General features: G+C 70.3%; 30 protein-coding genes. 11 read left to right on the top strand and 19 right to left on the bottom strand.

Going from position 1 to position 25,366, the window contains the following annotated elements:
- Positions 1-2 precede the first annotated feature (2 nt).
- Genes L2Z93_RS11725 through L2Z93_RS11710 form a run of 4 tightly spaced genes read right to left on the bottom strand, consistent with a single transcriptional unit; the run spans position 3 to position 2,681 of the window.
- Entirely contained in the window at positions 3-716 is a 714-nt protein-coding gene (locus L2Z93_RS11725) for an ATP-binding cassette domain-containing protein (RefSeq protein WP_090584866.1), read from the bottom strand.
- Positions 713-1,528 carry an ABC transporter permease gene (locus tag L2Z93_RS11720; RefSeq protein WP_090584864.1) on the bottom strand — a complete coding sequence of 272 codons (816 nt, stop codon included), beginning with the start codon at positions 1,526-1,528 and terminating at the stop codon, positions 713-715. Before L2Z93_RS11720 ends, L2Z93_RS11725 begins: the two co-directional genes overlap by 4 nt.
- The gene (gene modA, locus L2Z93_RS11715) at positions 1,525-2,283 is read right to left on the bottom strand and encodes a molybdate ABC transporter substrate-binding protein (protein ID WP_090584862.1); all 759 of its coding nucleotides are present in this window, start codon (positions 2,281-2,283) and stop codon (positions 1,525-1,527) included. The genes L2Z93_RS11720 and modA overlap by 4 nt, the downstream gene beginning before the upstream one ends.
- Entirely contained in the window at positions 2,283-2,681 is a 399-nt protein-coding gene (locus tag L2Z93_RS11710) for a TOBE domain-containing protein (protein ID WP_090584860.1), read from the bottom strand. Before L2Z93_RS11710 ends, modA begins: the two co-directional genes overlap by 1 nt.
- 99 nt (positions 2,682-2,780) lie before the next feature.
- Here L2Z93_RS11710 and L2Z93_RS11705 point away from each other — a divergent pair, with 99 nt between their 5' ends.
- The 4 genes from L2Z93_RS11705 to L2Z93_RS11690 are packed head-to-tail and all read left to right on the top strand — an operon-like array spanning position 2,781 to position 5,299.
- Positions 2,781-4,010: a molybdopterin molybdotransferase MoeA gene (locus L2Z93_RS11705; protein ID WP_090584858.1), complete on the top strand. Its 1,230-nt coding sequence runs from the start codon at positions 2,781-2,783 to the stop codon at positions 4,008-4,010.
- 14 nt (positions 4,011-4,024) lie between these two features.
- Positions 4,025-4,495, top strand: a complete 471-nt coding sequence (moaC, locus tag L2Z93_RS11700; RefSeq protein ID WP_090584856.1) for a cyclic pyranopterin monophosphate synthase MoaC — start codon at positions 4,025-4,027, stop codon at positions 4,493-4,495.
- A 1-nt stretch (position 4,496) separates the two neighbouring features.
- Complete coding sequence (gene mobA, locus L2Z93_RS11695; protein WP_090584854.1) at positions 4,497-5,066, top strand: molybdenum cofactor guanylyltransferase; 570 nt, start codon at positions 4,497-4,499, stop codon at positions 5,064-5,066.
- A complete protein-coding gene (locus L2Z93_RS11690) occupies positions 5,066-5,299 on the top strand; it encodes a MoaD/ThiS family protein (RefSeq protein ID WP_090584852.1) in 234 nt (77 codons plus the stop codon). The genes mobA and L2Z93_RS11690 overlap by 1 nt, the downstream gene beginning before the upstream one ends.
- A 5-nt stretch (positions 5,300-5,304) precedes the next feature.
- Here L2Z93_RS11690 and L2Z93_RS11685 read toward each other — a convergent pair whose 3' ends face one another.
- Positions 5,305-5,730 (bottom strand): molybdenum cofactor biosynthesis protein MoaE, encoded by a 426-nt coding sequence (locus L2Z93_RS11685; protein WP_090584850.1) that lies wholly within the window; start codon positions 5,728-5,730, stop codon positions 5,305-5,307.
- Positions 5,730-6,203: a MogA/MoaB family molybdenum cofactor biosynthesis protein gene (locus L2Z93_RS11680; RefSeq protein WP_090584848.1), complete on the bottom strand. Its 474-nt coding sequence runs from the start codon at positions 6,201-6,203 to the stop codon at positions 5,730-5,732. Before L2Z93_RS11680 ends, L2Z93_RS11685 begins: the two co-directional genes overlap by 1 nt.
- Positions 6,204-6,336: 133 nt before the next feature.
- On the opposite strand from L2Z93_RS11680, the gene L2Z93_RS11675 reads away from it, so the two are divergent.
- Complete coding sequence (locus tag L2Z93_RS11675) at positions 6,337-7,494, top strand: acyl-CoA dehydrogenase family protein (RefSeq protein ID WP_090584846.1); 1,158 nt, start codon at positions 6,337-6,339, stop codon at positions 7,492-7,494.
- 249 nt (positions 7,495-7,743) lie between these two features.
- Entirely contained in the window at positions 7,744-10,059 is a 2,316-nt protein-coding gene (locus L2Z93_RS11670; RefSeq protein ID WP_090584844.1) for an LGFP repeat-containing protein, read from the top strand.
- 140 nt (positions 10,060-10,199) lie between these two features.
- Here the strand turns inward: L2Z93_RS11670 and lexA are convergent, their stop codons facing one another.
- Positions 10,200-10,874 carry a transcriptional repressor LexA gene (lexA, locus tag L2Z93_RS11665; protein ID WP_090584842.1) on the bottom strand — a complete coding sequence of 225 codons (675 nt, stop codon included), beginning with the start codon at positions 10,872-10,874 and terminating at the stop codon, positions 10,200-10,202.
- Positions 10,875-11,092: 218 nt separating this feature from the next.
- Between lexA and L2Z93_RS11660 the strand changes: the two genes are divergently transcribed.
- Together L2Z93_RS11660 and nrdR are read left to right on the top strand one after the other, a co-directional pair.
- On the top strand, positions 11,093-11,572 hold the full coding sequence (locus tag L2Z93_RS11660) for a LysM peptidoglycan-binding domain-containing protein (protein ID WP_090584840.1): 480 nt from the start codon (positions 11,093-11,095) through the stop codon (positions 11,570-11,572).
- A gap of 94 nt (positions 11,573-11,666) precedes the next feature.
- Positions 11,667-12,140 (top strand): transcriptional regulator NrdR, encoded by a 474-nt coding sequence (nrdR, locus tag L2Z93_RS11655; RefSeq protein WP_090584838.1) that lies wholly within the window; start codon positions 11,667-11,669, stop codon positions 12,138-12,140.
- Here the strand turns inward: nrdR and L2Z93_RS11650 are convergent.
- Genes L2Z93_RS11650 through L2Z93_RS11640 form a run of 3 tightly spaced genes read right to left on the bottom strand, consistent with a single transcriptional unit; the run spans position 12,137 to position 14,889 of the window.
- Complete coding sequence (locus L2Z93_RS11650; protein ID WP_090584835.1) at positions 12,137-12,835, bottom strand: PhzF family protein; 699 nt, start codon at positions 12,833-12,835, stop codon at positions 12,137-12,139. The two genes, nrdR and L2Z93_RS11650, sit on opposite strands and share 4 nt — an antisense overlap.
- A gap of 30 nt (positions 12,836-12,865) precedes the next feature.
- Complete coding sequence (locus tag L2Z93_RS11645) at positions 12,866-13,888, bottom strand: alpha/beta fold hydrolase (RefSeq protein ID WP_090584833.1); 1,023 nt, start codon at positions 13,886-13,888, stop codon at positions 12,866-12,868.
- 35 nt (positions 13,889-13,923) lie between these two features.
- Positions 13,924-14,889 (bottom strand): proteasome assembly chaperone family protein, encoded by a 966-nt coding sequence (locus L2Z93_RS11640; RefSeq protein WP_193438889.1) that lies wholly within the window; start codon positions 14,887-14,889, stop codon positions 13,924-13,926.
- Positions 14,890-15,086: 197 nt separating this feature from the next.
- Here L2Z93_RS11640 and L2Z93_RS11635 point away from each other — a divergent pair, with 197 nt between their 5' ends.
- Positions 15,087-16,130, top strand: coding sequence for a DUF4192 domain-containing protein (locus L2Z93_RS11635; protein ID WP_090584831.1), 1,044 nt, complete (start codon positions 15,087-15,089; stop codon positions 16,128-16,130).
- A 68-nt stretch (positions 16,131-16,198) separates the two neighbouring features.
- Here L2Z93_RS11635 and L2Z93_RS11630 read toward each other — a convergent pair whose 3' ends face one another.
- The 3 genes from L2Z93_RS11630 to L2Z93_RS11620 form a co-directional block, all read right to left on the bottom strand.
- The gene (locus tag L2Z93_RS11630) at positions 16,199-16,888 is read right to left on the bottom strand and encodes an iron-dependent transcriptional repressor DtxR (protein ID WP_090584828.1); all 690 of its coding nucleotides are present in this window, start codon (positions 16,886-16,888) and stop codon (positions 16,199-16,201) included.
- A gap of 128 nt (positions 16,889-17,016) precedes the next feature.
- Entirely contained in the window at positions 17,017-18,015 is a 999-nt protein-coding gene (locus tag L2Z93_RS11625; RefSeq protein ID WP_260575689.1) for a sigma-70 family RNA polymerase sigma factor, read from the bottom strand.
- A 109-nt stretch (positions 18,016-18,124) separates the two neighbouring features.
- Complete coding sequence (locus L2Z93_RS11620; RefSeq protein WP_090584824.1) at positions 18,125-18,526, bottom strand: DUF3099 domain-containing protein; 402 nt, start codon at positions 18,524-18,526, stop codon at positions 18,125-18,127.
- Between the two features lie 47 nt (positions 18,527-18,573).
- Here L2Z93_RS11620 and L2Z93_RS11615 point away from each other — a divergent pair, with 47 nt between their 5' ends.
- On the top strand, positions 18,574-18,813 hold the full coding sequence (locus L2Z93_RS11615; protein ID WP_090584995.1) for a DUF3039 domain-containing protein: 240 nt from the start codon (positions 18,574-18,576) through the stop codon (positions 18,811-18,813).
- Here the strand turns inward: L2Z93_RS11615 and L2Z93_RS11610 are convergent.
- From L2Z93_RS11610 to ppgK, 5 genes are all read right to left on the bottom strand, one after another.
- Positions 18,800-19,807: a YihY/virulence factor BrkB family protein gene (locus L2Z93_RS11610; protein ID WP_090584822.1), complete on the bottom strand. Its 1,008-nt coding sequence runs from the start codon at positions 19,805-19,807 to the stop codon at positions 18,800-18,802. The two genes, L2Z93_RS11615 and L2Z93_RS11610, sit on opposite strands and share 14 nt — an antisense overlap.
- Before the next feature lie 53 nt (positions 19,808-19,860).
- Positions 19,861-20,052: a DUF7455 domain-containing protein gene (locus tag L2Z93_RS11605; RefSeq protein ID WP_090584820.1), complete on the bottom strand. Its 192-nt coding sequence runs from the start codon at positions 20,050-20,052 to the stop codon at positions 19,861-19,863.
- A 126-nt stretch (positions 20,053-20,178) separates the two neighbouring features.
- Entirely contained in the window at positions 20,179-21,261 is a 1,083-nt protein-coding gene (locus L2Z93_RS11600; protein ID WP_090584818.1) for a methyltransferase, read from the bottom strand.
- Between the two features lie 47 nt (positions 21,262-21,308).
- Entirely contained in the window at positions 21,309-22,712 is a 1,404-nt protein-coding gene (locus L2Z93_RS11595; protein ID WP_370745885.1) for an RNA polymerase sigma factor, read from the bottom strand.
- Positions 22,713-22,892: 180 nt separating this feature from the next.
- On the bottom strand, positions 22,893-23,660 hold the full coding sequence (ppgK, locus tag L2Z93_RS11590) for a polyphosphate--glucose phosphotransferase (RefSeq protein WP_090584814.1): 768 nt from the start codon (positions 23,658-23,660) through the stop codon (positions 22,893-22,895).
- 93 nt (positions 23,661-23,753) lie between these two features.
- Here ppgK and L2Z93_RS11585 point away from each other — a divergent pair, with 93 nt between their 5' ends.
- The gene (locus L2Z93_RS11585) at positions 23,754-24,623 is read left to right on the top strand and encodes an inositol monophosphatase family protein (protein WP_370745886.1); all 870 of its coding nucleotides are present in this window, start codon (positions 23,754-23,756) and stop codon (positions 24,621-24,623) included.
- A gap of 22 nt (positions 24,624-24,645) precedes the next feature.
- Here L2Z93_RS11585 and cei read toward each other — a convergent pair whose 3' ends face one another.
- On the bottom strand, positions 24,646-25,290 hold the full coding sequence (gene cei, locus L2Z93_RS11580; RefSeq protein WP_090584811.1) for an envelope integrity protein Cei: 645 nt from the start codon (positions 25,288-25,290) through the stop codon (positions 24,646-24,648).
- Positions 25,291-25,366: the final 76 nt, after the last annotated feature.

The raw sequence follows: 25,366 nt of genomic DNA, 5'->3' as shown, positions 1-25,366 counted from the left end.
CGCTACACCGCGCGGCTGGCCGACACCGCCTCGGCGAACCGGGTGGCCGGCATCGCCAGCACCTCGGCGACCGGGCCGTCCTGGGTGATCCGGCCGGCCTCCAGGATCACCAGGCGGTCGGCCAATGCGGCGGCGTCGGCGACCCCGTGCGACACCAGCACCGTGGTGGTGCCGCCCAGCTGACCGGCGATGGTCTGGCGCAGCGTGGCGGCGGCTTCGACGTCCAGGGAACTGAACGGCTCGTCGAGCAGCAGCAGCGCCGGGCGGGCGGCCAGCGCCCGGGCCAGCGCGACCCGCTGCCGCTGTCCGCCGGAAAGCTGGTCGGGCCGGCGGGCGCCGAGTCCGCCCAGCCCGACCCGATCCAGCCAGTCCTCGGCGACGCGACGCGCGCCGACGCGGTCCAGTTCGGCGCTGCGCGCCGCGAACGCGATGTTCTCCGCAGCGCTCATGTGCGGGAACAGCAGCGCGTCCTGGCCGAGCAGCCCGACGGCCCGGCGCGACGGCGGGGTGTGCCGGCCGGCGTCGGCCAGCACCGTCTCCCCGAGGGTGATCCGGCCGTCGTCGAGTCGGTTCAGTCCGGCGATGGTCTCCAGCAGCATCGTCTTGCCCGCGCCGCTGGGGCCCATCACCGCGACCACTTCGCCCGCTGCGGCGCGCAGCCGCACATCGAGCCCGGCGAGCTCGACCACGACGTGCGCGTCCAGCGCCGTGCTCATCGGAGCGCTCCCGGCCGCCAGGCCCGCACCGACAGGAGCACCAATACCGCGGTGCCCAGCAGCAGCACCGACAGCGCCACCGCGCTCTCCCGGCCGGCCCCGGAGCCGTTGAACGCCGTGTAGATCGCCAGCGGCATGGTCTGGGTGACGCCGGGCGCGTTGCCGGCGAACAGCGCGGTCGCCCCGAACTCGCCGAGCGCCCGGGCGAAGCACAGGATCACCCCGACCACGATGCCGGAGCCGGCCAGCGGCAACGTCACCCGCCACAGCACCCGCCATGGGCCGGCGCCCAGGGTGGCCGCGGTGCGCTCGTAGCGCAGGCTCACCCCGCGGATGGCGCCTTCGACGGCCAGCACCAGGAACGGCAGCGCGACGAATGCCTGGGCCAGCACCACCGCGGCGGGTGTGAACGGCAGCGTGACACCGAACGCGTCGACCAGTGCCCGCCCCACCGGGCCGGTCCGGCCGAACAGGTACAACAGCGCCACGCCGCCGACCATCGGCGGCAGCACCAGCGGCACCGCCACCAGCGCCCGCAGCAGCGCGGCGGTGCGCGGGGCGCTGCGCGCGATCAGCAGCGCCAACGGCAACCCCAGCAGCAGGCACAGCGCGGTCGCCGCCAGACCGTAGACCAGCGACAGCCGCAGCGCGTCCCGGGCGACCGGCGAGGTCATGTCGGCCCACAACGTCGACCAGGACGCCCGGCCGACCAATGCGACCAGGGGCGCCACCAGCAGTAGCAACGCGAGCACCGCCGGCGCGACCAGCGGCAGCGGGGTGCGCGCGCCGGTGTCGCGGGCGGTTGGGGTCACGGCGCTCCGAAACCGTGCTCGGCCAGGATCTTCTGCCCGTCGTCGCCGAGAACGAAGCCCATGAACGCCGATGCCGCCTCGCTGAGCGGGTCGGCCAGCGCGATCGGGTAGTGGTTCACCACATCGGCCGCCCCATCGGGCACGAAGCTCTCCACCTTGCTGTCACCGGCCACATCGGTGGCGTAGACCAGCCCGGCGTCGGCCTCCCCGGCGGCGACCTTGGTGAGCACCGCGCTGACGTTCTGCTCCTGGCTGGCCGGGGTCACCTGCACCCCGGCGTCGCTCAGCAGCTGTCGGGCCGCCGCGCCGCACGGCACCTCCGGCGCGCAGACCACCGTCGTGACGTGCGCGAGATCGTCCAGCGAGTCGACATTGCCGGGGTTGCCGGCCGGGACCGCCACCACCAGCGTGTTGGAGGCGAACAGTTTCGGGTCCTGCACCACGCCGGCCTCGACCGCGGTGGCCATGGTGCGCTCATCGGCGGTCGCCAGCACATCGGCGTCGGCGCCCTCCTGGAGTTGGGTGACCAGGGTGGGGGAGCCGTCGTAGCGGGCGGAGACCCGCAGGTTCGGGTGCGCCTTGGTGAAGGCCTCGCCGATGTCGTCGAAGGCGTCCTGCAGGGACGCGGCCGCGAACACCGTGAGCTCCCCGGACAGCGGATCGGCGGCCGCGGGTTCCTCGCTGGAGGAGCACCCCGACAGTGTCAGCGCCGCCGCGGCGGTGACGGCCAGCGCCGCGCGGGCGAGGATTCTCATCAGGGGGTCTCCTTCGGGGTTTCAACGATGACGGTGGTGGCCTTGATGACCGCGACGGCCAGCGAACCCGGGGCCAGGCCGAGGTCGCGGACGGCTTCGGCGCTCATCAGCGACACCACCCGATGCGGACCGGATTGGAGGTCGACCTGGGCCATCACGCCGTCGATCTGCACCCGGGTGACCAGTCCGGTGAATCGGTTGCGGGCGCTGGAGAGCACGTCGGTGGGGTCGGGCGGGTTCTCGGCGAGGGCGACGGCGTGCGCCGCCAGCGCCTCCCCGGGAATCCGCGCGGGGTGGTCGCCGGTGACCGGGAGCGCGCCGTGGTCGACCCAGCGCCGGACCGTGTCGTCGCTGACCCCCAACAACCGGGCGGCTTCGGCGATTCGATACGCGCTCATAGTCCCCGAGATTATCCGTGCCCGAAGAGTTATTCGCGGCGAATGCTCCGCATTTACGGCTCCGGAGCGCCCGCCAGGTGACCCCGATAGCCTGTGGCTATGTACCGCAGCGTCGAGGACCACCTGGCAGCCGTCCTCGGCCGCACGCGGCGTACGCCGATCGACCGGGTGGGCCTCGACGCCGCTGACGGCGCCACCCTGGCGCTGCCCGCGCTGGCCGGCAGCGCGGTGCCGCCGTTCGACAACTCGGCGATGGACGGCTTCGCGGTGCGGTTCGCCGACGTGGCGTCCGCCGCTGCCGAGCAGCCGGTGACCCTGAGGGTGGTCGCCGACATCCCGGCCGGATCGGGCGCCGACCCTGCGCTGGCGCCCGAGACTGCGGCGCGGATCATGACCGGCGCGCCGGTCCCCGCCGACGCCGACGCCATTGTGCCGTTCGAGGACACCGCCGGCGGGCTGGCCGATTCGATGGCCATCGCGGTCGTGCGCCGCGCGCCGCGGACGGTCGGCGCGCACATCCGCCGAGCCGGGGAGGACCTGGTCGCCGGAGACCCGGTGCTCGGTCCGGGGGTGCTGCTCGGGCCACTGCAACTGTCGGCGCTGGCCGCCGCCGGGGTCGCGCAGGTGTCGGTGGCGCGTCGTCCCCGGGTGGCTGTGGTGTCCACCGGCTCCGAACTCGTCACCGCGGGCGAGCCGCTGCGCCGCGGGCAGATCCCGGAGTCCAACTCGATCCTGCTGGCCGGCCTGGTCAGCGCCGCCGGCGCTGAGGTGGCGCTGCGCCGGGTGGTAGACGACGCCGGAGACGGCCCCGCCGAGGTGGTCGCCGAAGCTGCGGCGCTGCGCCTGGACGCGGTGGTGTTCACCGGCGGGGTGAGCGCCGGAGCCTATGAGGTGGTTCGCGAAAGCCTCGGCACGGCAATGGAATTCACCAAGGTTGCGATGCAGCCGGGCAAGCCGCAGGGATTCGGGGCGACCGACGGCGGGATGCTGCTGTTCGGTTTGCCTGGCAATCCGGTGAGCGCGGCGGTGTCCTTTGAGGCTTTCGTGCGGCCGGCGTTGCTGACCATGATGGGACGCAACGAGATTCAGCGGTCCCGGCAGATCATCCCGGCCGGGGCGGATTGGCGTTCACCCCGCGACCGACGGCAGTATCTGCCCGCCGTGGTGGACCGTAGCGACCCGGCCCACCCGCTGGTGCGCCCGGCCACCGGCGGCGGGTCCGGATCACATCTGGCCGCCGGACTGGGCGCCGCCGGCGGCTACGCGATCGTCGCGGCCGAGGTGGACCAGGTTCGCGCCGGGGACCCGGTGGAAGTCATGGAACTGTAGAAGGCGGGCCGAAAATGGAACTGACGCACCTCGATTCGGTCGGACAAGCCCGGATGGTCGACGTGACCGAGAAGACCCCCACGGTCCGTTCGGCCACCGCCCGCGGCTTCGTCAGGTGCGCGCCGGAAACGGTGGCCCTGCTCTGCGACGGCACGGTCCCCAAGGGCGATGTGTTGGCGGTGGCGCGCATCGCCGGGATCTCGGCCGCCAAACGCACCGCCGATCTGCTGCCGTTGGCGCATGTGATCGGTGTGCACGGCGCGGTGCTCGACATCGACCTCACCGACGACGGCGTGGAGCTGCAGGCCACGGTGCGCACCGCGGACCGCACCGGGGTGGAGATGGAGGCGCTCACCGCGGTGTCGGTGGCGGCGCTGGCCATCGTCGACATGGTGAAGGGCGTGGACCGTTCGGTCAGCGTCCAGAACTTGCGCATCACCGCCAAATCCGGTGGCCGCTCAGGTGATTGGGTGCGGACGGAGTGAGATGACCGCTGCGATTCTCTTGGTCGGTGGGCGCGGTTCGCGGCTCGGCGGCGCCGTCAAACCACTGCTGGAACTCGGCGGGCAGACGCTGCTGGACCGGACCGTCATGGCGCTGGCGGGCTGTGCGCCGATCATCGCCGTCGGGCCGGTCCTCGAAGACGACCCCCGACTGACCTGGGTGCGTGAGGATCCGCCGCTGGCCGGGCCGGCCGCCGCCATCGCCGCCGGCGTCAGCGCGCTGCACGGCGACGACGGGGTGCTGGTGCTGGCCGGCGATCTGGTCTATCCGGATTCGACGGTGCGCCGGCTGCTCACCGCGCCGATCATCGGCGACGCCGTCGTGTTGCGTGCTGGCGGACGGCCGCAATGGCTGGCCGGGAAGTACCGGGCCGCGGCGCTGCGCCGCGCGGCCGTCGGCCTGGGCACCCGGGTGGCCGGGGCGTCCTGCCAGCTGTTGCTCGGCGAGCTGGCGGTGCGCTGGCTCGACGACGAGGATGGGGTGAGCGCGGATATCGACACCGCCGCGGACCTCGACCGGGCCCGGGCGGCCTATCGGGAAGGCGACCGCTGATGGCGCTGGTGAGGTTCTTCGCGGCGGCCGCCGAGGCCGCCGGGGTCGCCGAGCAACCCGTGGACGCCGAGACCCTCGGCGAACTGCGTGCCACGCTGAGCGCCGAGCACGCGGGGTTGGCGCCGTTGCTGGGCTGCTGCGCGGTCTTGGTCGACGGGGCGCGGGCCTCCGACGACACGGTGCTGCCCGCAACGGCGACCGTCGACGTGCTGCCGCCGTTCGCCGGGGGATAGCGGCCTCAGCCGCCGATCCCTTTCCAGGTGGCGGCGCCGTCGGCCTCGATTTGGCGCTTCCACACCGGCAGGTCGGTCTTGATGGTCTCGATCACCGCGCGGCACACCGTGAACGCGGTGTCGCGGTGCGGGGCGGCCACCGCGATCATCACCGCTGCCTCCCCGACACCGAGTCGGCCGACGCGGTGGCTGACCGCCACCGTCGCGCCGTCACCGGCGGCGTCGGCGGCGATGCGGGCCAGTATCACCTCGGCGTCCGGGTGCGCGCTGTACTCCAGCGCCACCACCGCGCCGTGGGCGTCGGGGTCGTGATCGCGCACCTGGCCGGTGAAGGTGGAAACCGCCCCGGCGGAGGCGCCGGCCACAGCGGCCAAATGCTCGTCCAGTGACAGCGCCGACTCGCTGATCCGCGCGAACGCCACGGTGTTCATCAGTGGTCGGCCCCGCGCAATTGCGCCAGCACGTGCCCGGCCACCGATAGCACCACCGGCATGCCGTCGGCGACCGCGCCGGGGGAGCCCGGCAGGTTCACCACCAGCGCGTCGCCGACCACGCCGGCCACACCACGGGACAGCATCGCCATCGGGGTGCTGGCCACGCCCGCCCGGCGCAGCTCGTCGGCGATTCCGGGCAATTCCCGCTCGATGACCGCCGTCGTCGCCTCCGGGGTGGCGTCGCGCGGGCCGACGCCGGTGCCGCCGGTGGTCACGATCAGTCGAGCGCCGGCGCCCAGCAGGGCGCGCAGGCCCTGTTCGACGGATGCCGCGCCGTCGGCGACCACGGTGGCCTCGGCGCATTCGAAGCCCGCATCGCGCAACGCGGCGACCGCCAGGGGCCCGGCGGTGTCGGGGCGGGTCCCCGCGGCGGACCGGTCGGAGACGGTGAGCACCGCGGCCTGGGTCATGGGGCTCAAGCTTAGGGAGGCGGCCGGCGCGGCGCCGGTGACCGACCTCCCGACCAACCGCCCGGTTGGGGTATGGTCGAGGTCACATTCGCCGCCGCGCGATCCCATCCCTGTTATCGGAGGCCAGTCACCCATGGGTGTCGTCAAGTACGAGCGCACGCTGTTCGAGCCCGAGCACGAGATGTTCCGGGAGTCTTTCCGCGCGTTCCTCGACAAGCACGTCGCGCCGTTCCACGAGCAGTGGGAAAAGGACAAGATCGTTGACCGCAGCGTCTGGGTCGAGGCCGGCAAGCAGGGTTTCCTGGGCATGGCGGTGCCCGAGGAGTACGGCGGCGGCGGCAACGACGACTTCCGCTACAACGTCGTGATGGGCGAGGAGACCGCCCGAGGACGCTACAACGGCCTGGGCTACATGCTGCACAACGACGTCGTGCTGCCGTATCTGTTGCGGCTGTGCACCGAGGAGCAGAAGCAGCGCTGGTTCCCCAAGTTCTGCACCGGCGAGATGATCACCGCGATCGCGATGACCGAGCCGGGCACCGGCTCTGACCTGCAGGGCATCAAGACTCGCGCGGTGCGCGAGGGGGATCACTACATCCTCAACGGCTCGAAGACCTTCATCACCAACGGCATTCTGTCCGACCTGGTGATCGTGGTGGCCCAGACCGACCCCAGCAAGGGCGCGATGGGCATGTCGCTGCTGTGCGTCGAGCGCGGCATGGAGGGCTTCGAACGCGGCCGCCACCTGGACAAGGTCGGCCTGGACGCCCAGGACACCGCCGAACTGTCCTTCACCGACGTCAAGGTCCCGGTGGAGAACCTGCTCGGCGAGGAGGGTCAGGGCTTCATCTACCTGATGCAGAACCTGCCGCAGGAACGCATGTCGATCGCCCTGGTCGCCGCCGCCGCGATGGAGGCTGTGCTCGAGGAGACCGTGCAGTACTGCAAGGACCGCAAGGCCTTCGGCCGTCCGATCGGCAGCTTCCAGAACAGCCGCTTCCTGCTGGCCGAGCTGGCCACCGAGGCAACCATGGTTCGGATGATGGTCGATGAGTTCCTCAAGCTGCACAACGAGGAGAAGCTGTCCATCGAGCAGGCCGCCATGGCCAAGTGGTACTCCACCGAGAAGCAGGTCTACCTGATCGACCGGTGTGTGCAGTTGCACGGCGGATACGGATATATGCGGGAGTACCCGGTTGCCCGGGCGTGGCTGGATTCGCGCGTGCAGACCATCTACGGCGGCACCACCGAGGTGATGAAGGAAATCATCGGGCGCGGTCTCGGCGTCTGATCGCAGGTCTGTGCTGATGGGGCCTCGGCGGTGACGCCGAGGCCCCATCGTTCTCCGGGGCTTCGGGGACGCCTGGCGGGGCCGGCGATTTCGTTTGCTCCAAATGGTCGCGCCGAGCGCGCTTTTTGGTAACAGATCGGTATTGTCCGAGGTTGACAGTGATCAGGAGTCTCAGGAATCACATAGCGTCGCGAAGTTGAGGTGCGTGACGGATATGGGTGAACCGGGACGAGACGGCTGGGAGTAGGCATGACGAGGCAACGAAACCCATTTCGATGGGTGCTGGGGCGCGCGCTGCTGGCCTGGCTGTCGGCGTTGACCCTGGTCGTCGCGCTGGCGGCGGCCCCCGCGTCCGCGACACCGGAAGGCGACGCCGACGTGGCGATCACCGACGCGTGGAACGCCGCGGGCGGGCCGACGTCTCCGTTGGGTGAGCGCGACGGCGGCGTCTACGCCGTCGGCGGCGGCTTCGGCCAGAACTTCGTCGGCGGGGCGATCTTCTACACGCCGGCCACCGGCGCGCACACCATGTTCGGCGCCATCCTGGATCGCTACCGCGCCCTCGGCGGCCCCGCCGACAGCGGCCTGGGCTTCCCGACCGTCGACGAAGGCCCCGGCCGGGTGAGCCCGGAGAGCCGCAACTCGATCTTCTCCGCCGCCGACAATCCCGTTATCTTCTGGACCCCGGAGTCCGGTGCGTGGGTGGTGCGCGGCGCGATGAACGCGGCCTGGGACCACCTCGGCGGATCCTCCGGTGTGCTCGGCGTGCCGATCGAGGACGAGACCTACAACGGCAGCGTCATCACCCAGCGCTTCAGCGCCGGGCTGGTCTCCTACGACACCGCCACCGGCACCTTCACCACCGAGCCGGGCGACCTGGCCGGCCAGCTGGTTGGGCTGCCCATCCCGGGAGACGCCACCACCGCGATCAACACCGCGTACCGGACGGCCGGCGGCGCCGAGGGCCCGCTCGGCGCGCGGGAGGGTGAGCAGTACGCCGTCGGCGACGACGGCGTCGCGCAGAACTTCGCCGGCGGCAAGATCTTCTACACCCCGGGCACCGGGGCACGCGCCCTGACCGGCGCGGTGCTCGAGCGCTACGAATCCGCCGGCGGCCCGACCGGCGAGCTGGGCTTCCCGACCTCCGGCGAGGTCGACGGGGGCGTTCCCGACAGCCGCCAGGCGAGCTTCGCCGCGGCCGACCACCCGGTCATCTTCTGGACCCAGGACAACGGTGCCATCGTGGTCAACGGCCCGGTCAAGGCGGCCTGGGACAAGCTCGGTGGCCCGACCGGCGCGCTCGGTGTCCCGACCGCCGAACACAAGATCGACGGCGACGTGATGAGCCAGAAGTTCACCGGCGGCGAGGTGTCCTGGAACGCCGGGGACCGCACCTTCACCACCAGCCCGCCGGAATTGGCCGATGCGCTGGAAGGCATCGAGGTGCCCAACCAGCCGCTGCCGAGCGTCCAATCGTCGGACCAGCCGGGCGGCAGCGCGTCGGGCGAGGACACCGGATCCGGCGGGGCCGGCTGGCTGTGGTGGCTGTTGCCCGTGTTGCTCCTGCTGGGGCTGGGCGCGTGGCTGTTCACCCGCCGTCGGTCCACCCCCGCGGTCGACGCCGAAGGTGGGCGCTACGAAGGCGACGCCGCGCGCTACGCAGATGACGCTCCCCGCTACGACGAGGACGCCCCCCGCTACGACGAGGACGCCCCGCGCTACGACGAGGACGCCCCGCGCTACGACGAGGACGCCCCGCGCTACAGCGGCGGAGGTTCCGCCGGCGCCGCGGACCGCTTCTTCTCCGAGTACGACAGCGGCCCGGGTTACACCGAGGAACGCACCGAGTGGATCGGCGACGACCGCGCGGAGACCACCCAGGTGGTCATCCACGATGAGCTGTTCACCCACCCTCCCGCCGACGATGACCATGCCGAAGCCGCGGCCGAGGATGACTACGCCTCAGACGATTTCGTTGCGGCCGACCGCGCCGAGGCGGAGATCGCCGAAGGCGAGCACACCGAAGACGACTACGTCGAAGGCGACTACGTCGAAGGCGAGTTCGACGAGGACGAGGATCGGATCGACACCGCGCCCACCCGGTTCGACTTCAGCGGCCTGGATGTCGAAGCGGAGGCCCCCGCCGAGCCGCTGGCCGATGAGACCCCGTCGGGCCGGCATGCCCGGATCGACTCGTCGTTGCCGCCGCTGCCGGACTGGGGCGCCAAATACGGCGCGTTCGAGGATCGCGCGACGTCTTCCGAGCGCCGTTGGGAACCCGAGCCCGAACAGCAGCAGTGGGAGCCTGAGCCTGAGCCCGAACCCGTACGTGAGCCGGAGCCGGAACCGGTCATCGAAACCGCGCAGGAACCCTCCGCTTACCCGGCGATTCACCTGCCACTGGAGGATCCCCACCAGGCGCCCGAGGGATTCAGCATCAAGGCGTGCATGCGCTCGGGCAACTACTACGTTCCCGGCGGCGCCGGCTACGAGGAGACGGTGGCCGACATCTGGTTCGCCGACGAGGGCCACGCCCAGGCCAACGGCTTCCACCGCGCCGACTGACTGAGCTGCCTCACACCCGTCGGATGACGGTGGCCCGGCTCTTTCGGGGCCACCGGAGTGGCTGGTCGAGCTGCCTCACACTCGTCGGATGACGGTGGCCCGGCTCTTTCGGGGCCACCGGAGTGGCTGGTCGAGCTGCCTCACACTCGTCGGATGACGGTGACGACCTTGCCGAGGATGACGGCGTCGTTGCCCGGAATGGGATCGAACGCGGGATTGTGCGGCATCAGCCAGACCTGGCCGGCGGTGCGCTTGAACGTCTTCACGGTGGCCTCGCCGTCGAGCATGGCCGCGACGATGTCACCGTTGTCGGCCACGTTCTGCTGGCGGATGACCACCCAGTCCCCGTCGCAGATGGCCGCGTCGACCATCGACTCGCCGACCACCTTCAGCAGGAACAGCGAGCCTTCGCCGACCAGCTCGCGCGGCAGCGGAAAGACATCCTCGACGGCTTCCTCGGCGAGGATCGGGCCGCCGGCGGCGATCCGGCCCAACACCGGCACATAGGTGGGCTCGGGCAGCGCGTCGGAGCCGGCGACCTCGGTGGCCGGGGCCAGCGCGTCGTTTGAGCCACGGACGTTCACCGCGCGCGGCCGGTTGGCGTCGCGCTGCAGATAGCCCTTGCGCTCCAACGCGCGCAACTGGTGGGCCACCGACGAGGTGGAGGTCAGGCCGACGGCGTCGCCGATCTCACGGATGCTCGGTGGGTAGCCGCGACTGGCCACCGACTCCCGGATCACATTGAGAATGGTCCGCTGACGTTCGGTGAGCTTCACGTCGTGGTCGGCGTTGGGGGTGTCGCTGCTGTCGCCCATAGTGTCGAATGTAGTCCCCGTAGGGCCTTTTCTCAAACATCTGTTCGACGTGTGTCGGTGGCGTCTGCTTGGGTGTGAAGTCGCTCAGACATTCGGACACAGTTCGATTACACGTTCGAAAACCCGCTAGGCATCGAACAGTTGTCCGAATATAATTCGAACAACAGATCGAACAACACCTACATCGAACCTCACGACTTCTTCGAAAGGGCCCGGACATGACCGTACTGCTCACCACCGAAACCACCCGGCGCGACCGTGCGCACGCCGACTACCCGGCCCGACGGGCGGCTCGCCCGCTGCGGATCGCGCCCTCGCCGGTCACTCGTCGCCCGCGCACCGCCGGCCTGCGGTACCCGAACACCGCCGTGCGGGTGTCGAGGGCGCCGCACCGCCGCCGGCGCGCGGTCAGCCCGGCCGCCACCGTCGGCCTGGCCGTGCTGGCCGGACTGATCACGGTGTGGCTGGGACTGGTCGCCCAGTTCGGGGCCGCGGCGAACCTGCCGGAGACCGCGGCCGCCGCGTCCGAGACGCTGGCCGTCGTCCAGGTCAAACCGGGGGAGTCGCTGAACCAGCTGGCCGCCCGGGTCGCCCCCGCCACCCCGTCGGATCAGGTCGTCGCCCGGATCCGCGACCTGAACAAGCTCGACGGCGTGGATGTGCGCGCCGGGCAGACCCTGATCGCGCCGATCGCCTGAGGACGCGGGGATGTTCGCCTCCCGCGCTCCGGCGCCCGCGCCTGTAGGCTTCCTTGCGGCGCCGGTGTTGCTCCCGCGCCGGGAAGGAGCGGACGTGCACTGCCCGTTTTGCAGGCATCCCGACTCCCGCGTGGTGGACTCCCGGGAAACCGATGAGGGCCAGGCCATCCGCCGCCGCCGCTCCTGCCCGGAATGCGGCCGCCGTTTCACCACCGTCGAGACCGCCGTGCTGGCCGTCGTCAAACGCAGCGGCGTCACCGAGCCGTTCAGCCGGGAGAAGGTCATCAAGGGCGTGCGACGGGCCTGCCAGGGCCGTGACGTCGACGACGACGCGCTGAATGTGCTGGCCCAGAGCGTCGAGGACACCGTGCGGGCCGCCGGCACCCCGGAAGTGCCCAGCCACGAGGTCGGCCTGGCCATCCTGGGCCCGCTGCGCGAACTCGACGAGGTCGCCTACCTCCGGTTCGCCTCGGTGTACCGGTCCTTCGACTCGGCCGCGGACTTCGAGCGCGAGATCGAGGATATGCGCCGCCGCCGGGCGCAGCGCACGTCCGAGGTGGGTTCCTAGCCCACCGTGCGGTGGCCGTCGGGCACGACGCGCCCGGCGACCTGCACCCACCCGTCCGGACTCCACACCGTGTGGATCTGAGAACCCTTGCCCTGCGTGATCGACAGGTCCCGGCTGAGGTACTCCGTCATCCGGACCGCCGCCGCGCCAGTCGCCTCGTCCTCGGGCACGCCGAGCGAGCCGACGAACGCCCGTGACCGTAGCGCGCCGGACTCCTTGTCGGTCCAGGCCCACAGGTAGTGCGCGATGTCGTCGGAATACTCGGCCGGGTCGGCGTCGAGCACATCCTGTTCATCGGCCAGGTCGTATATCGCGAACTCCGGCGCCCAGTCCGCGCGCGCGGTCACCGAGGTCATCGAGCCGTCGGCGCCAGCCTGGTAGTCGATCTGCACCAGACCGGCGGGGACGCGCAGCGTCCGCACCGGGCGGCCCCATTCGCGCAATTGCCAGGCCAAGCCGACGGTGGGATGGCCGGCGAACTCGATCTCGGCGGCGGGGGTGAAGATCTGCGCGTGCGCGTTGGCCGATCCGGGCTCGGGCAGATCCACGAAAATGGTTTCGCTGTAACCGAGTTCGGTGGCCAGCCGCTGGCGGTCATCCGGGGCGACGGCGGCGGCGTCGACCACCCCCAGTGGGTTTCCGTAATTGCCGGTGGCATCGGTGAAGACCCGAAGCACCGTGACATCGATGCTCATTCCTCCAGCGTACGCGGAAACGCTCGGGTGTCAGGTGGCGCTGCGTTGCTCGTGGTCGAGCGCGTCGAGCACCGCGGCCCGGGTGGCCGCGGAACCGGTCAGATCGTCGGAATCGGCGCCGGCGCGCAACAATTGGCGCAGTTGCTGCTGGTCGTAGACCGACGGTTCGGTCTCCTCGATGAAGCTGCGCACCACCGCGATGAACCGGGCGGGGTCGTCGTGAAATGGGAAATGCCCGGAGCGGGAGAAGATCTCCAGCCGCGATCCGGGCATCGCCGCGTGCGCCATCCGGGCGTGCGAGACCGGGATGACCGAATCCTGTCGGCCCCAGATCAACTGCACCGGAATGGATTCGGTGAGATAACAGCGGTCCAGCATGGTCACCACCTGGCCGCGCCAGTCGACCACCGCGCGCAAGGTGCGGGTGAACGCCGAGGACGCCCGCGGCTCGGGCAGGTCGCTGAGGATGCGCAACGTGTCGGGCAGGTCTCGGCCCAACCCGGTGTGACCGAGCAGCGGACCGGCCAGCGCGCCGACGGCGTGCAGCGCGGGCACCACGCCGGGCACCCGCAGCATTGTCAGCATGCCCGCGCCGATCGGCAGCGACGCCGCGCGCAACGCGATGTTGACATCGTGGGTGACCCCGCCCGCGCCGACGAGGATGAGCCGCTCCACGAACTGCGGGAACTGGTAGACGAACTGCATGGCCACACCGCCCCCGAGCGAATGCCCGATCACGGTGACCCGGTCGATGTCGAGCACCCCGAGCAGATCCCGCATCCCGTTGGCGTAGGCCGCCACCGAGTAGTCGGCGCGCGGTTTGTCCGACTTGCCGTGCCCGAGCAGGTCCGGGGCGACGACGGTGTAGTGCCGCGCCAGCTCGGCCTGCACCGGGCCCCAGGTGGAGGAGTTGTCACCGATTCCGTGGATCAGCAGCAGCACCGGACCGGACCCGCAGATCCGGTAGGCCCGGCGGTAACCGTGGATGGTCCGGAACTCCAGCCGGGGTTCCAGCTCGCGGACGGCGTGCAGGTGGGTGGTGTTCTCCGACATCGGGACCGCCTCGGTGCAGGCCCCTGTCGGGGCGGCTAGCTGGCCCCGGCGCCGTCGGCGGGATCGTCGCCGAACGACTCCCCGGTCTGCTGTGCCAGGAAACGTTCGAACTCCGCGCCGAGCTCGTCACCGCTGGGCAGATCGTCGTCCCGAGCCAGCAGTGACCGGTTCTCCTGCGCCGCGATGAACGCATCGTACTGTTGCTCGAGCGCGGCCACCACCGCAGCGACCTCTTCGCTTTCCACGACCTGTTCGGCGATCGAGGCGTTGACCGCCGTCGCCCGCTCGAGCAGTTCGGTCATCGGCAGCGCGAGACCGCAGGATTTGCACACCTGTTCCAGCAGACTCACCGCGGCCTGCGGGTAGTCGCTCTGGGACAGATAGTGCGGCACGTGCGCGGTGTAGCCGAGCACCTCATGGCCATGCTGGGCCATCCGGTACTCCAGCAGGCCGGCCGCGCTGCCGGGCACCCGCACCTCGCCGACCCACGGGGTGATGTCGGCGATCAGGTCCTTGTTGTTGGAGTGCGCGGTGAGGGTGACCGGGCGGGTGTGCGGCACCGCCATCGGGATCGAGCCGAGCCCGACGGTCCGGCGCACCCCCAGCCGTTCGGACAGCAGCCGCACCGCGGCCACGAAACGCTCCCACTTCAGATCCGGCTCCAGACCGGTGAGCAGCAGGAACGGCGTGCCCAGGCTGTCGCGCAGGGCGTACAGGCTCAGCTCCGGCTCGGCGTAGTCGGTGAACCGGTCGGTCTTGAACGTCATCGCCGGTCGCCGCGAACGGTAGTCCAGCAGTTCGTCGATGGCGAAGGACGCCACCAGCTCGGAATCCAATGCGGCCTTGAGGTGCCCGGCGGCCAGCTTCGTGGCGTGGCCGGCGTCGGTGAAGCCCTCCAGGGCGTGGATCAGCACCGGTCCGCTGCCATCCTCGGCGAGCAGCTGCGGTCCGGGGAACTCCAGCTCGTACATCCCGGAGGTGTCCGGGCGATCGTCGTCCATCTGCACACGCCTCCTAACGCTTCCAGTGTCTCACCGTGGTGCAACGTCGCGGCTCGCGGTTCGGATTCCGGACCGGCCCGGGTTTCGCCGGAGGTGAACGCCGAACGTATTCACAGATTCACTGTTCATCCACAGTTTCGCCCGGTCGGGGCAAAACCTGACCTTCACCCGTCGGCGGTGGTTGCCACCGTCATGCCATGAGAAACGACATTCGCCTCCCCAAGATCACCAACCCGGGCCAGCTCATCGCAGCGATACCCGCCGTCCTCGGCTTCACGCCGGAGAACTCCCTGGTTCTGGTCACCCGCGAGGGCAAGGACCTCGGCGCCTTCATGCGGGTCGACCTCGATGACCAGGTCTGCGAGAAGCTGCCCGACCTCGTCGACGTCGCGGCTGTCGAGGGCGCCGACTCGGTGATCGCGGTCATCGTCGACGAGCGCCGTGGCCGCGCCAGGACGCACCGCCGGATCTACGACGATTTGGATCGCCGCCTGCGGGAGCGAGGCATGTCGGTCTACGCCGGGCACGTGGTGGACCGCATCGCCGCCGGACGGCGCTGGCACTGCGCCGACGGCTGCGGCTCCACCGGCCTGGTCGCCGACCCGGCGGCGTCCCCGATGGCGATGGCCGCGGTGCTCGACGGCCGCCGGCTCTACCAAACCCGCGCCGAGGTGGAGGCCATCGTGACGCCCATCGTCGACGAGCGCAGCGCCCGGTTCGGCGAGCTGGTCCGCCAGGCCGCTCGGTCCGCCCGGCGCGGGCCGCTGGACCCGTCGGCCCGCACCCGCCAGGAGGTGACCGCGGCGATCGCGGCGGCCGAGAAACTGGGCCGCGGCGAGGAACCCGAGGAAGCCCAGTTGGTGCTGGTCGGCCAGTCGCTGACCCACATCGCGGCCCGAGACATCCTGTACTCGCTGGCGGTCAGTTCGCGCGCCTCCGAATCCGAGGACCTCTGGGTGCTGCTGGCCCGGATCCTGCCGACCCGCTGGCGGGTGGAGGCCTTGGTGTTGTTGGGGCACAGCGCCTACTGCCGCGGCGACGGGCCGCTGGCCGGGATCGCGCTGGACGCCGCGCTGCGAGAAGATGTCGCACACCGGATGGCGGGCATGCTCGACGCCGCGCTGCGCGGCGGCATCCGGCCGTCGAAGATCCGGTCGATGGGCGATGTGGGTTATCGGATGGCCGCCGGGGTCGGCGTCACGCTGCCGGACTGGCAGCCGCGCTACCGGGAAGCCGGGTAGTCGCAAGCAAAGCCGGAGGAACGGAGGCTTTGCGCAGCGGGCTACCCGCATCAGCACCGGGTAGTCGCTTAGACCTTCTCCACCTTCACCGCGTGCGCCATATCGTGCGGCAGGTCGACGTCCTCGTGGCCGGGGATCACGATGGTGACCCCGCCGTGGTTGTTGAGCTGCACACTCACCCGCGCGTTCGGCACTACGCCGGCGTCCTTGAGCTTGCCGATCAGAGCGGCGTCGACCTGCAGGTGCTCGGTGAGACGACGGACCACGACGGCGACCGGGGGGCCGTCGGGCAGTTCGGTGAGCCGGACCAGATGGTCGGTGGACTCCGGGGGAGCGCCGACGCCGAGCTCGGCCAGCCCGGGGATCGGGTTGCCGAACGGCGACACCGTCGGGTTGTCCAGCACCGTGATCAGGCGGCGTTCGACCTCGTCGCTCATCACGTGCTCCCACCGGCAGGCTTCGGCGTGCACGTCCTCCCACGGCAGGCCGATGATGTCGACCAGCAGCCGCTCGGCGAGTCGGTGCTTGCGCATCACCGAAACCGCCAGCGCGCGACCCTTGGGGGTGAGTTCCAGATGCCGGTCGCCGGCCACATGCAGCAGGCCGTCGCGCTCCATCCGCGAGACGGTCTGGCTGACCGTCGGACCGCTTTGGTCAAGTCGCTCGGCGATTCGGGCGCGCAACGGCACCACGCCCTCTTCCTCGAGGTCGTAGATCGTGCGCAGATACATTTCGGTGGTATCGACCAGGTCGTTCAATTGCCATCCTTCGTCGCTTCACAGTCTACGTTGCCAGAGCGACCGGCGGGCGGCTTAACACGTCGCCAAAAGCGCAGCGCGCCCGCCGGGAAAGCCACGGCGGACGCGCTGTTTCGGGTTGGCTTAGCTTAGCTGGCGTAGGAGCGCAGCCGGTCGGCGCGATCGCCGTGACGCAGTTTCACCATCACCTCGCGCTCGATCTGACGGACCCGCTCGCGAGACAACCCGAAGAGCTTGCCGATCTGATCGAGGGTGCGGGGCTGACCGTCGTCAAGGCCGAACCGCAACCGGATCACCTGCTGCTCCCGCTCATCGAGAGTGGTCAGCACGTGCCGGATATCGGTGTGCAGCAACTCGGCGATCACCGCGTTCTCCGCCGACATCGCCTCGGAGTCCTCGATGAAGTCGCCCAGCGGCGCCTCCTCGTCGGCGCCCACCGGCATATCCAGGCTCACCGGGTCGCGGCTGTGCTCCAGCAGATCGGCGATCTTGGCGACCGGGATGCCCGACTCCTCGGCCAGTTCCTCGTCGGTGGCTTCGCGGCCCAGGCTCTGGTGCATCTCCCGCTTGATCCGGGCCAGCTTGTTGACCTGCTCGACCAGATGGACGGGCAACCGGATGGTGCGGCTCTGGTCGGCCATGCCGCGGGTGATGGCCTGGCGGATCCACCAGGTGGCGTAGGTGGAGAACTTGAAGCCCTTGGCGTAGTCGAACTTCTCCATCGCCCGGATCAACCCGAGGTTGCCTTCCTGGATCAGATCCAGCAGCGGCATTCCGCGTCCGGTGTAGCGCTTGGCCAGCGACACCACCAGGCGCAGGTTGGCCTCGAGCAGATGGCGCCGGGCCCCTTCGCCCTCGCGCACGACGATCATCAGATCCCGCTTGCGGGCCTCGCCGAGTCGCTTGCGGGTGTCGAGCAGATGGCGGGCGTACAGGCCGGCTTCGATCTTCTTGGCCAACTCCACCTCGTCGGCGGCGGTCAGCAGCGCCGTTTTGCCGATCCCGTTCAGGTACACCCGGACGAGGTCTGCGGCCGGACTCTGGGCATCCAGATCGCCGTCGATCCGCTTCGTGGTGGCATTCGCCATGTCGGCCTCCCTGTGGCTGGAACCTTGTGACCCGTCCAACGCGCGGGACACCGACAGAGTTCCCGGAAGGCGCTCGCGGCAAACACGTTGACCTGCGTAAACAAACGCCAGCCCTGAGAATGCACTGAGAATGGGAAAAGAAGTTCGCTCAGGGAGTCGCGGAACCCGGATCCCGGTCCGGGTCGGCCGCCTCGATCGCGATGGGCGGCTCCAGTTCCGGACGCGGCGCGGAGGGGAACAGCGGCGTCTGGCGCGGGGCGTTCTCGTATCGGCGGGGTTCCTCAGCACGGCGCGGCGGCCGGTCGTTGGCGATCAGCACCGCCATCCAAGGCAGCGGGATGGACACGGCGATGATCGCCAGGGACACCCAACCGTTGTGCCAGATTCCGTAGGCGATGGCGGCCCCGATCAGCGCCGGGATGCGGAAGGCCATGATCGTCAGGTACTTCCGGACCCGCGCGCGGTGCTCCTCCTGGTACGGCAACGCCGCCCGGGTGATCAGCACCGGCCGACCCTCGTCATCGAAACCCAGCTCCTCGCCGCGCTTCATGCATTCCACTGTTCCACAGATGTCCGGGCAGAGGCAGAATGGGTGCCATGCAGACTCAGACGATCGACCGTCCGGAAGTCGACGAAGACGTTGACGACGGGACCGACGACGACCGGCCCATGTTCTTCCACTACGTCAAGAAGGACAAGATCGCCGAAAGCGCCGTGATGGGCACGCATGTCGTGGCGCTGTGCGGCGAGGTGTTTCCGGTGACCCGCTCGCCCAAGCCGGGCTCGCCGGTGTGCGCCGACTGCAAGCGGATCTACGAGACGCTCAAGAAGAGCTGACCGGGGGATCGGCCGCCGCGCCGTCGGCGCCGCCGTTGCGCGCGGCGACCCGCTGGGCGGCCTTGGCCTCCAGCTTGGCCCGGAACCGGTTGGCGTGCGTCGGGCCGGCCGGCCATTCCTCCTGGATGGCGTTGTTGAGTTCGGCGCCCAGCATGATCGCGAAGCCGAGGAAGAACGCGAACAGCAGGAACGCGATCGGGGTGGCCAGCGCGCCGTAGGTGTAGCCGGTGCGGACGATGAAGTTCAGGTAGCCGCGCAACCCGACGGTTGCGACCATGAACACCAAGGTGGCCAGCACGGCCCCGAAGATCAGTCGGTGGGTGGGCAGCGGCTCCGGCAGCGACACCCGGTAGAGGATCGTCACCGCCAGCACGATGGTCAGCAGGATCAGCGGGAAGTACGTCGACTGCAGCACGTGATCCCAGTTGTCCGGCAGATGCTCGCTGATGGTCCGCGGTCCCAGCGCCAGGAACGGCGCGCTGAAGATCAGCGTCACCAGCATCACCACGTAAAGGCCGAGGGCGAAGAACCGTTGCCGCACCGGGTGGCGCAGCGGCGTCTGATCGTGCGCCTCCACCACGGAGTCGACGAACGCCGAGATGGCCGAGGAACCCGCCCACAGGGAAATCACGAAGCCCAGCGACACCACCTCACCGCGGGCGTTGGCGACGATGTCGCGGATTGTCGGCTCGATGATCTCGGCGACGACGCTGTCGGAGAAGAACCGCGCGGACGCGGCGACGATCTGGTCCTGGATGACCGGCAGGGTGTCCGGGCCGAACAACGGCGCGATGTAGGACAGGCTGCCCAGCAATCCCAACAGCAGCGGTGGCAGCGACAGCACCGACCAGAACGCCGCCCCGGCCGACTCGGAGAAGATCGAATCGTCCCAGGCCTTGGCCAGGGTCCGCCCGAAAATGTGCCGAAGGTGATGCTTGGTGGGCCGCCTCGGCAGCGGCTTGGCTTCGCGCGCAGGCTCGGACGGGTCGGTCATGATGTGACTAGCATTCCCGACCGGGTCCCGGCGGCGTTAATCGCTGCCGCTTACTACTGTGCGGCCGAGCTGACTTCCAGGACCGCGGCCTGCTCGATCAGGCTCGCCTCGTGCTTGTTGGCGTGGTGCTGGCAGAACAGCAGCACGGCGCCCGACGGAAGCTTCGCGCGAACCCGGGCAGCGGCGCCGCAGCGATCGCAGCGGTCAGCCCGAGTGAGTTCGGGGCTGGTGAGCGTTGCGGCCATGGCTCCTCCGTTCTTCGCGTGCTCTCTACTGTGTCAGACGTTTTCGATTCCGGCGTTGTTCCCGGACCGTTCCGGGGTGTGTCATGTTTCACCCGAGGTCGAAATCGTGACCGCGCGGGCGTCGATTCAGACCGGGACGGCCTCCACGATGGACATCGGGCCGGCCGTCGGGACCACCCGGGTCAGCCGGAAGCCGGCGTCGCGCAGCAATGCGGAGTACTCGGCGGCGGTGCGTTCCCTGCCGCCGGCGGACACCAGCATCTCCAGGTCGAGCAGCATGCCCAGATGCGCGGGGGCGCCCTCGGGCAGCACCAACTCGAACAGCAGCACCTTGCCGTCCGGCGCGATGGCGGCGCGCACATTGCGCAGAATCGCCACCGACTTCTCGTCGTCCCAGTCGTGGATGACGGTCTTGAGCAGGTAGGCGTCGCCGCCGGCGGGCACGGATTCGAAGAACGACCCACCTTCGCGGGTGGCCCGGTCTGCCACCCCGGCGGCGTCGAACGCCTCGCCGGCCCGCTCGGTGACGCTGGGCAGGTCGAACAGCACGCCGGAGGCATTCGGGGCGGCGGCCAGCACCGCGGCCAGCAGCGCGCCGTGTCCGCCGCCGACGTCGACGATCTTCTTCCGGTCGCTGAAGTCGTAGGCGGGGACAGCGGCCTCGATGGCGATGCTGGACACGCCGGTCATCGCGTTGTTGAAGATCGCCGCGGTTTCCGGATTCGTCTCGAGGTAGTCGAAGATCTCGACGCCGCGGATCGCTTTCACCGCGGTTTCGCCGGTCCGCACGGAGTGCGTCGCCGAACCCCAGTGCTCCCACTGCACTGGGCAACCGGCCCAGGCGATGAACGCGGCGGGGCTGCGCGGGTCGTCGCGGCGCAGGGTGCGGCCCAGCCGGGTGAGCGCGAACTTCCCGTCGCGCAGCGTGAAGATCGATTCGCTGGCCAGCAGCCGCATCAGCCGATAGGTGGCGTCCGGATCGGCGCCCACCCGGGCGGCCACCTCGTCGGCGCTCAGCGGGCCGTCGCGCAGCTCGTCGGGGATGCCGAGCCGCACCGCGGCGTACAGGGCTTGGGTGACCCAGGCGCCCATCGCCATCTCCACCACGGCCACATCGGCGGGAACCGTCGCGCGGTGCAGGCGCTGGATGGCGCCGCGCACTCCGGTGATCGCGGAGAGGACGGCGGCGGGAGGGGTCGGTGTCTTCATGGCCGCAGACACTACGGCCACCCACTTGGAGGTTGCTTGGCGCGCGCCTAGTCGAGGTAGTCGCGCAGGACCTGGGAGCGGCTGGGGTGACGCAGCTTGCTCATGGTCTTGGACTCGATCTGGCGGATCCGCTCGCGGGTGACGCCGTAGACCTGGCCGATCTCGTCGAGAGTGCGCGGCTGGCCGTCGGTCAGGCCGAAGCGCAGCCGAACCACACCCGCCTCGCGTTCCGAGAGCGTCTCCAGCACCGACTGCAGCTGGTCCTGCAGCAGGGTGAAGGACACCGCGTCGACGGCCACCACGGCCTCGGAGTCTTCGATGAAGTCGCCGAGCTGGGAGTCGCCCTCGTCGCCGATGGTCTGGTCCAGCGAGATCGGCTCACGCGCGTACTGCTGGATCTCCAGCACCTTCTCCGGCGTGATGTCCATTTCCTTGGCGAGCTCCTCGGGCGTGGGCTCGCGGCCCAGGTCCTGGAGCAGCTCGCGCTGGATACGGCCGAGCTTGTTGATGACCTCGACCATGTGCACCGGGATGCGGATGGTGCGGGCCTGGTCGGCCATCGCGCGGGTGATGGCCTGGCGGATCCACCAGGTGGCGTAGGTGGAGAACTTGTAGCCCTTGGTGTAGTCGAACTTCTCGACCGCGCGGATCAGGCCGAGGTTGCCCTCCTGGATCAGGTCCAGGAACGCCATCCCGCGGCCGGTGTAGCGCTTGGCCAGCGACACCACCAGGCGCAGGTTCGCCTCCAGCAGGTGGTTCTTGGCGCGGTCGCCGTCACGGCAGATCCACATCATGTCGCGGCGGGCCGCGGCGGGCAGCTTCTCGCCCTTCTCGGCGAGTTCGGCCATCTTCTGAGTGGCGTACAGGCCGGCCTCGATGCGCTTGGCGAGCTCGACTTCTTCCTCGGCGTTGAGCAGCGCGACCTTGCCGATCTGCTTGAGGTACGCGCGAACCGAGTCCGCGGATGCGGTGAGCTCGGCGTCCTTGCGGGCCTGACGCAGCGCCTCGGACTCCTCTTCGTCCCAGACGAAGTCGCCGGAAGCCTTGTCCTTCTCCGTCGGCTCGGCCGGCTCCTCCTCGTCGTCGTCGGCGCCCGCGGCGGGGGTTTCGGCGTCTTCGGCGTCATCGGTCTCGAGTTCTTCGTCGAGTTCGATCTCGGCGTCCTCGAGGTCCTCGGTGGGCTCGATCTCAAGATCGTCTTCGACCTCGACGTCGGCCTCACCGGCGGGCGCGGTGGCCTTCTTCGCGCGGCCGGCCGCGGGACCGGCGGCCTTCTTGGCCGGGGCTTTCTTCGCCGGGGCCTTCGCGGCGGCCTTGGCCGGAGCCTTCTTCGCCGGGGCCTTCGCCGCGCGCTTGGCCGGAGCCTTGGCGGCGCGCTTGACGGCGGCTACCGGTTCGGCCGACGCATCGGTGGCGGCGTCGGTTGCCGGCATTGCTTTGGTGGCTGCCACGTACACCCTTTCGGTTCTGCTGGTTTAGCGGTGCGCGGGCGAGCGTCGGTTGCGTGGGGTGGGCGTCGCCGCGAGGTTCTTGCTGGCCGGGATATGGCCGCCGTGACCATTGTAACGATCAGACGGCCGCATTCCGACCACAGCGCGGTCTGCGGGCGGTTCGCAGCGGTACCGCCGCGGCTAGCTGGTGCCCTTGCCGGCGGCGGCCATCGCCGCGCCGACGATGCCCGCGGTGTTCTCCAGCACCGCGGCGACCACCGGGGTGCGGTTCTCCAGCAACGGCACCCACTTGTCGGCCTTACGGCTGACGCCGCCGCCGACGATGATCAGATCCGGCCACACCGCGTTCTCCACCGCCACCAGGACCTTGGTGACCTCCTTGGTCCAGCGCTTCCAGCTCCATTCCTTGCGCTCCCGGACCGAGGCCGCGGCCCGATGCTCGGCTTCCTTGCCGTCGACCTCCAGGTGGCCGAACTCGGTGTTGGGCAGCAACAGTCCGTTGTGGATGACCGCCGAGCCGATGCCGGTGCCGAAGGTCAGCAGCACCACCACGCCACCGTGCTCGTGACCCGCGCCGAACCGCTGTTCGGCCAGGCCCGCGGCGTCGGCGTCGTTGAGCGCGGTCACCTTGCGGCCGCCGAGATGCGCGCCGAATGCCGCAGCCACGTCGGTGCCGATCCAGGCCTCGTCGACGTTGGCGGCGGTGCGCACCACGCCATCGGTGATGACACCGGGATAGGTCACCCCGACCGGTCCGTCCCACTCGAAATGGTCCACCACGCCGGCCACCGTGGCGGCCACCGCGTCGGGCGTCGCGGGGCTGGGGGTGAGCAGTTTGAATCGCTCGCCGACCAGGGCCCCGGTGGATAGGTCGACGATTCCGCCCTTGACCCCGGTGCCGCCGACGTCGACGCCGAAAGCGAGGTTCTGCGAGGGCTCTGTGGTCATCAAATGCTCCTGAGGTCGGGTGGTTCTCACCATAAGCGGCGGGGATGACCGCCGGGGTTGATCCAAAAGGAAAACCGTGTTGAATTCTGCATTGTGGGCGCAGGCGATTACGACGTGTTGCAGGAGGTGGCCGAGCAGGTCGCCGTGGAGGCCGCCGGATTCGTGGCCCGGCGCCGATCCGAGGTGTTCGGCGCGGTCGGCGAACCCGATGGCGCGGCGGCCGGCGCGGTGCGCGCGAAAAGCACCCCCACCGATCCGGTGACCGTCGTCGACACCGAATCGGAGGCGCTGCTGCGGGCCCGACTGGCGCAGCTGCGACCGGGCGACGCGGTGCTCGGCGAGGAGGCCGGCGGCACGGCCGACACCTCCGGTGGCGTCACCTGGGTGCTGGATCCGATCGATGGGACGGTCAACTTCGTCTACGGCATACCCGCCTACGCGGTTTCGGTCGCCGCGCAGATCGACGGCGTTTCGGTGGCCGGCGCGGTCGCCGATGTGGCGGCCGGGACGCTGTACTCGGCCGCGCTCTACGGCGGCGCCCGGATGCGCGACGCCGGCGGCTGGCGACCGCTGCGCAGCCGCGGCCCCGAGCAGGTCAGCGACCTGTCCATGGCGCTGGTCGGCACCGGATTCGGATACCAGCCGGATCGCCGGGCCGCTCAGGCGCGGGTGCTGGGCGGTCTGCTGCCCCGGATCCGCGACATCCGGCGCATCGGCTCGGCGGCGCTGGATCTGTGCCATGTCGCCGCGGGCCGACTCGACGCGCATTATGAGCACGGATTGGGGCGCTGGGACTGGGCCGCCGGAACGCTGATCGCCACCGAAGCCGGCGCGCGGCTGCGGCTGGCGCCCGCGGATCTGCCGGCGGACGCGGCCGGGCTGACCGCGGTGGCCGCCCCCGGGGTGGCCGATGAGTTCTTCGCCACTCTCGACGAACTGGGCGCCTGGCCGGCGTTGCGCTAGCCAGGGGCGCTAGCCGGGTCGGTCAGCAGGCGCCGGCGTGCGCCTTGCGGACCAGCGAGGGGTCGGCCGGCTCGGCGGCGTCCGGCCGCAGCCCGGCCAGCACCGCCTCGATGTCGTCGCTGTGCGCGGCGCCGGTGAAATCGGTGCCGATGGCCAGGTCGACGGTGGCGTCCTCGCGGCCGTCCCGGAACAATTCCGCGCACGGCGCCACCAGCCAGACGGCGGCGGCCTGCCGAATGCCGTTCTCGCCGAAGCGGATCTGGCCCTGGCAGTCCAGCCTGGTGTTGGCGTAGACCGGGTCGTTGTCGGCCGTCGGCGCCGGGAACCCAACGTCGCGCAGCGCGCCGGAGACCTCGGCGGCCTGGCCGGCCTGGCCGCTGGCGTTGAGCACCCGGACCTGGGTTTCGGCCAGCGGGGCGGGGGAGACATCGGTCATGGTCGAGGAGCTGACCCGCTCACCGAGACCGGGAGCGTCCGGGGCGGCCGGCGGCGAGTTGCACTCCACCGCTTCGACCACTTCGACGGGCCGGGTGAGCGCGGCGGCCCAGACGATCGCGGTGAGCACGAGCGCCGCGACGACGGCGATGACCCCGGGCACGACGTTGCGCCGCCGGAACGGCATGCCGCGTCGGTCGAACGCGGTGCCTTCGGTGATTTGGGAGACCACACGCTGCACTCTAGGGGCAGCGGGCCGGTGGTCCCCGACCGGCTCCGGCGCTGATGTGAGGGAAATCACAGTTGAT

This window comes from Mycolicibacterium brumae (assembly GCF_025215495.1).
Taxonomy (GTDB): Bacteria; Actinomycetota; Actinomycetes; order Mycobacteriales; family Mycobacteriaceae; genus Mycobacterium; species Mycobacterium brumae.
The sequence above is the reverse complement of the archived record's forward strand: the minus strand, read 5'-3'. Positions and strand labels throughout refer to the sequence as shown.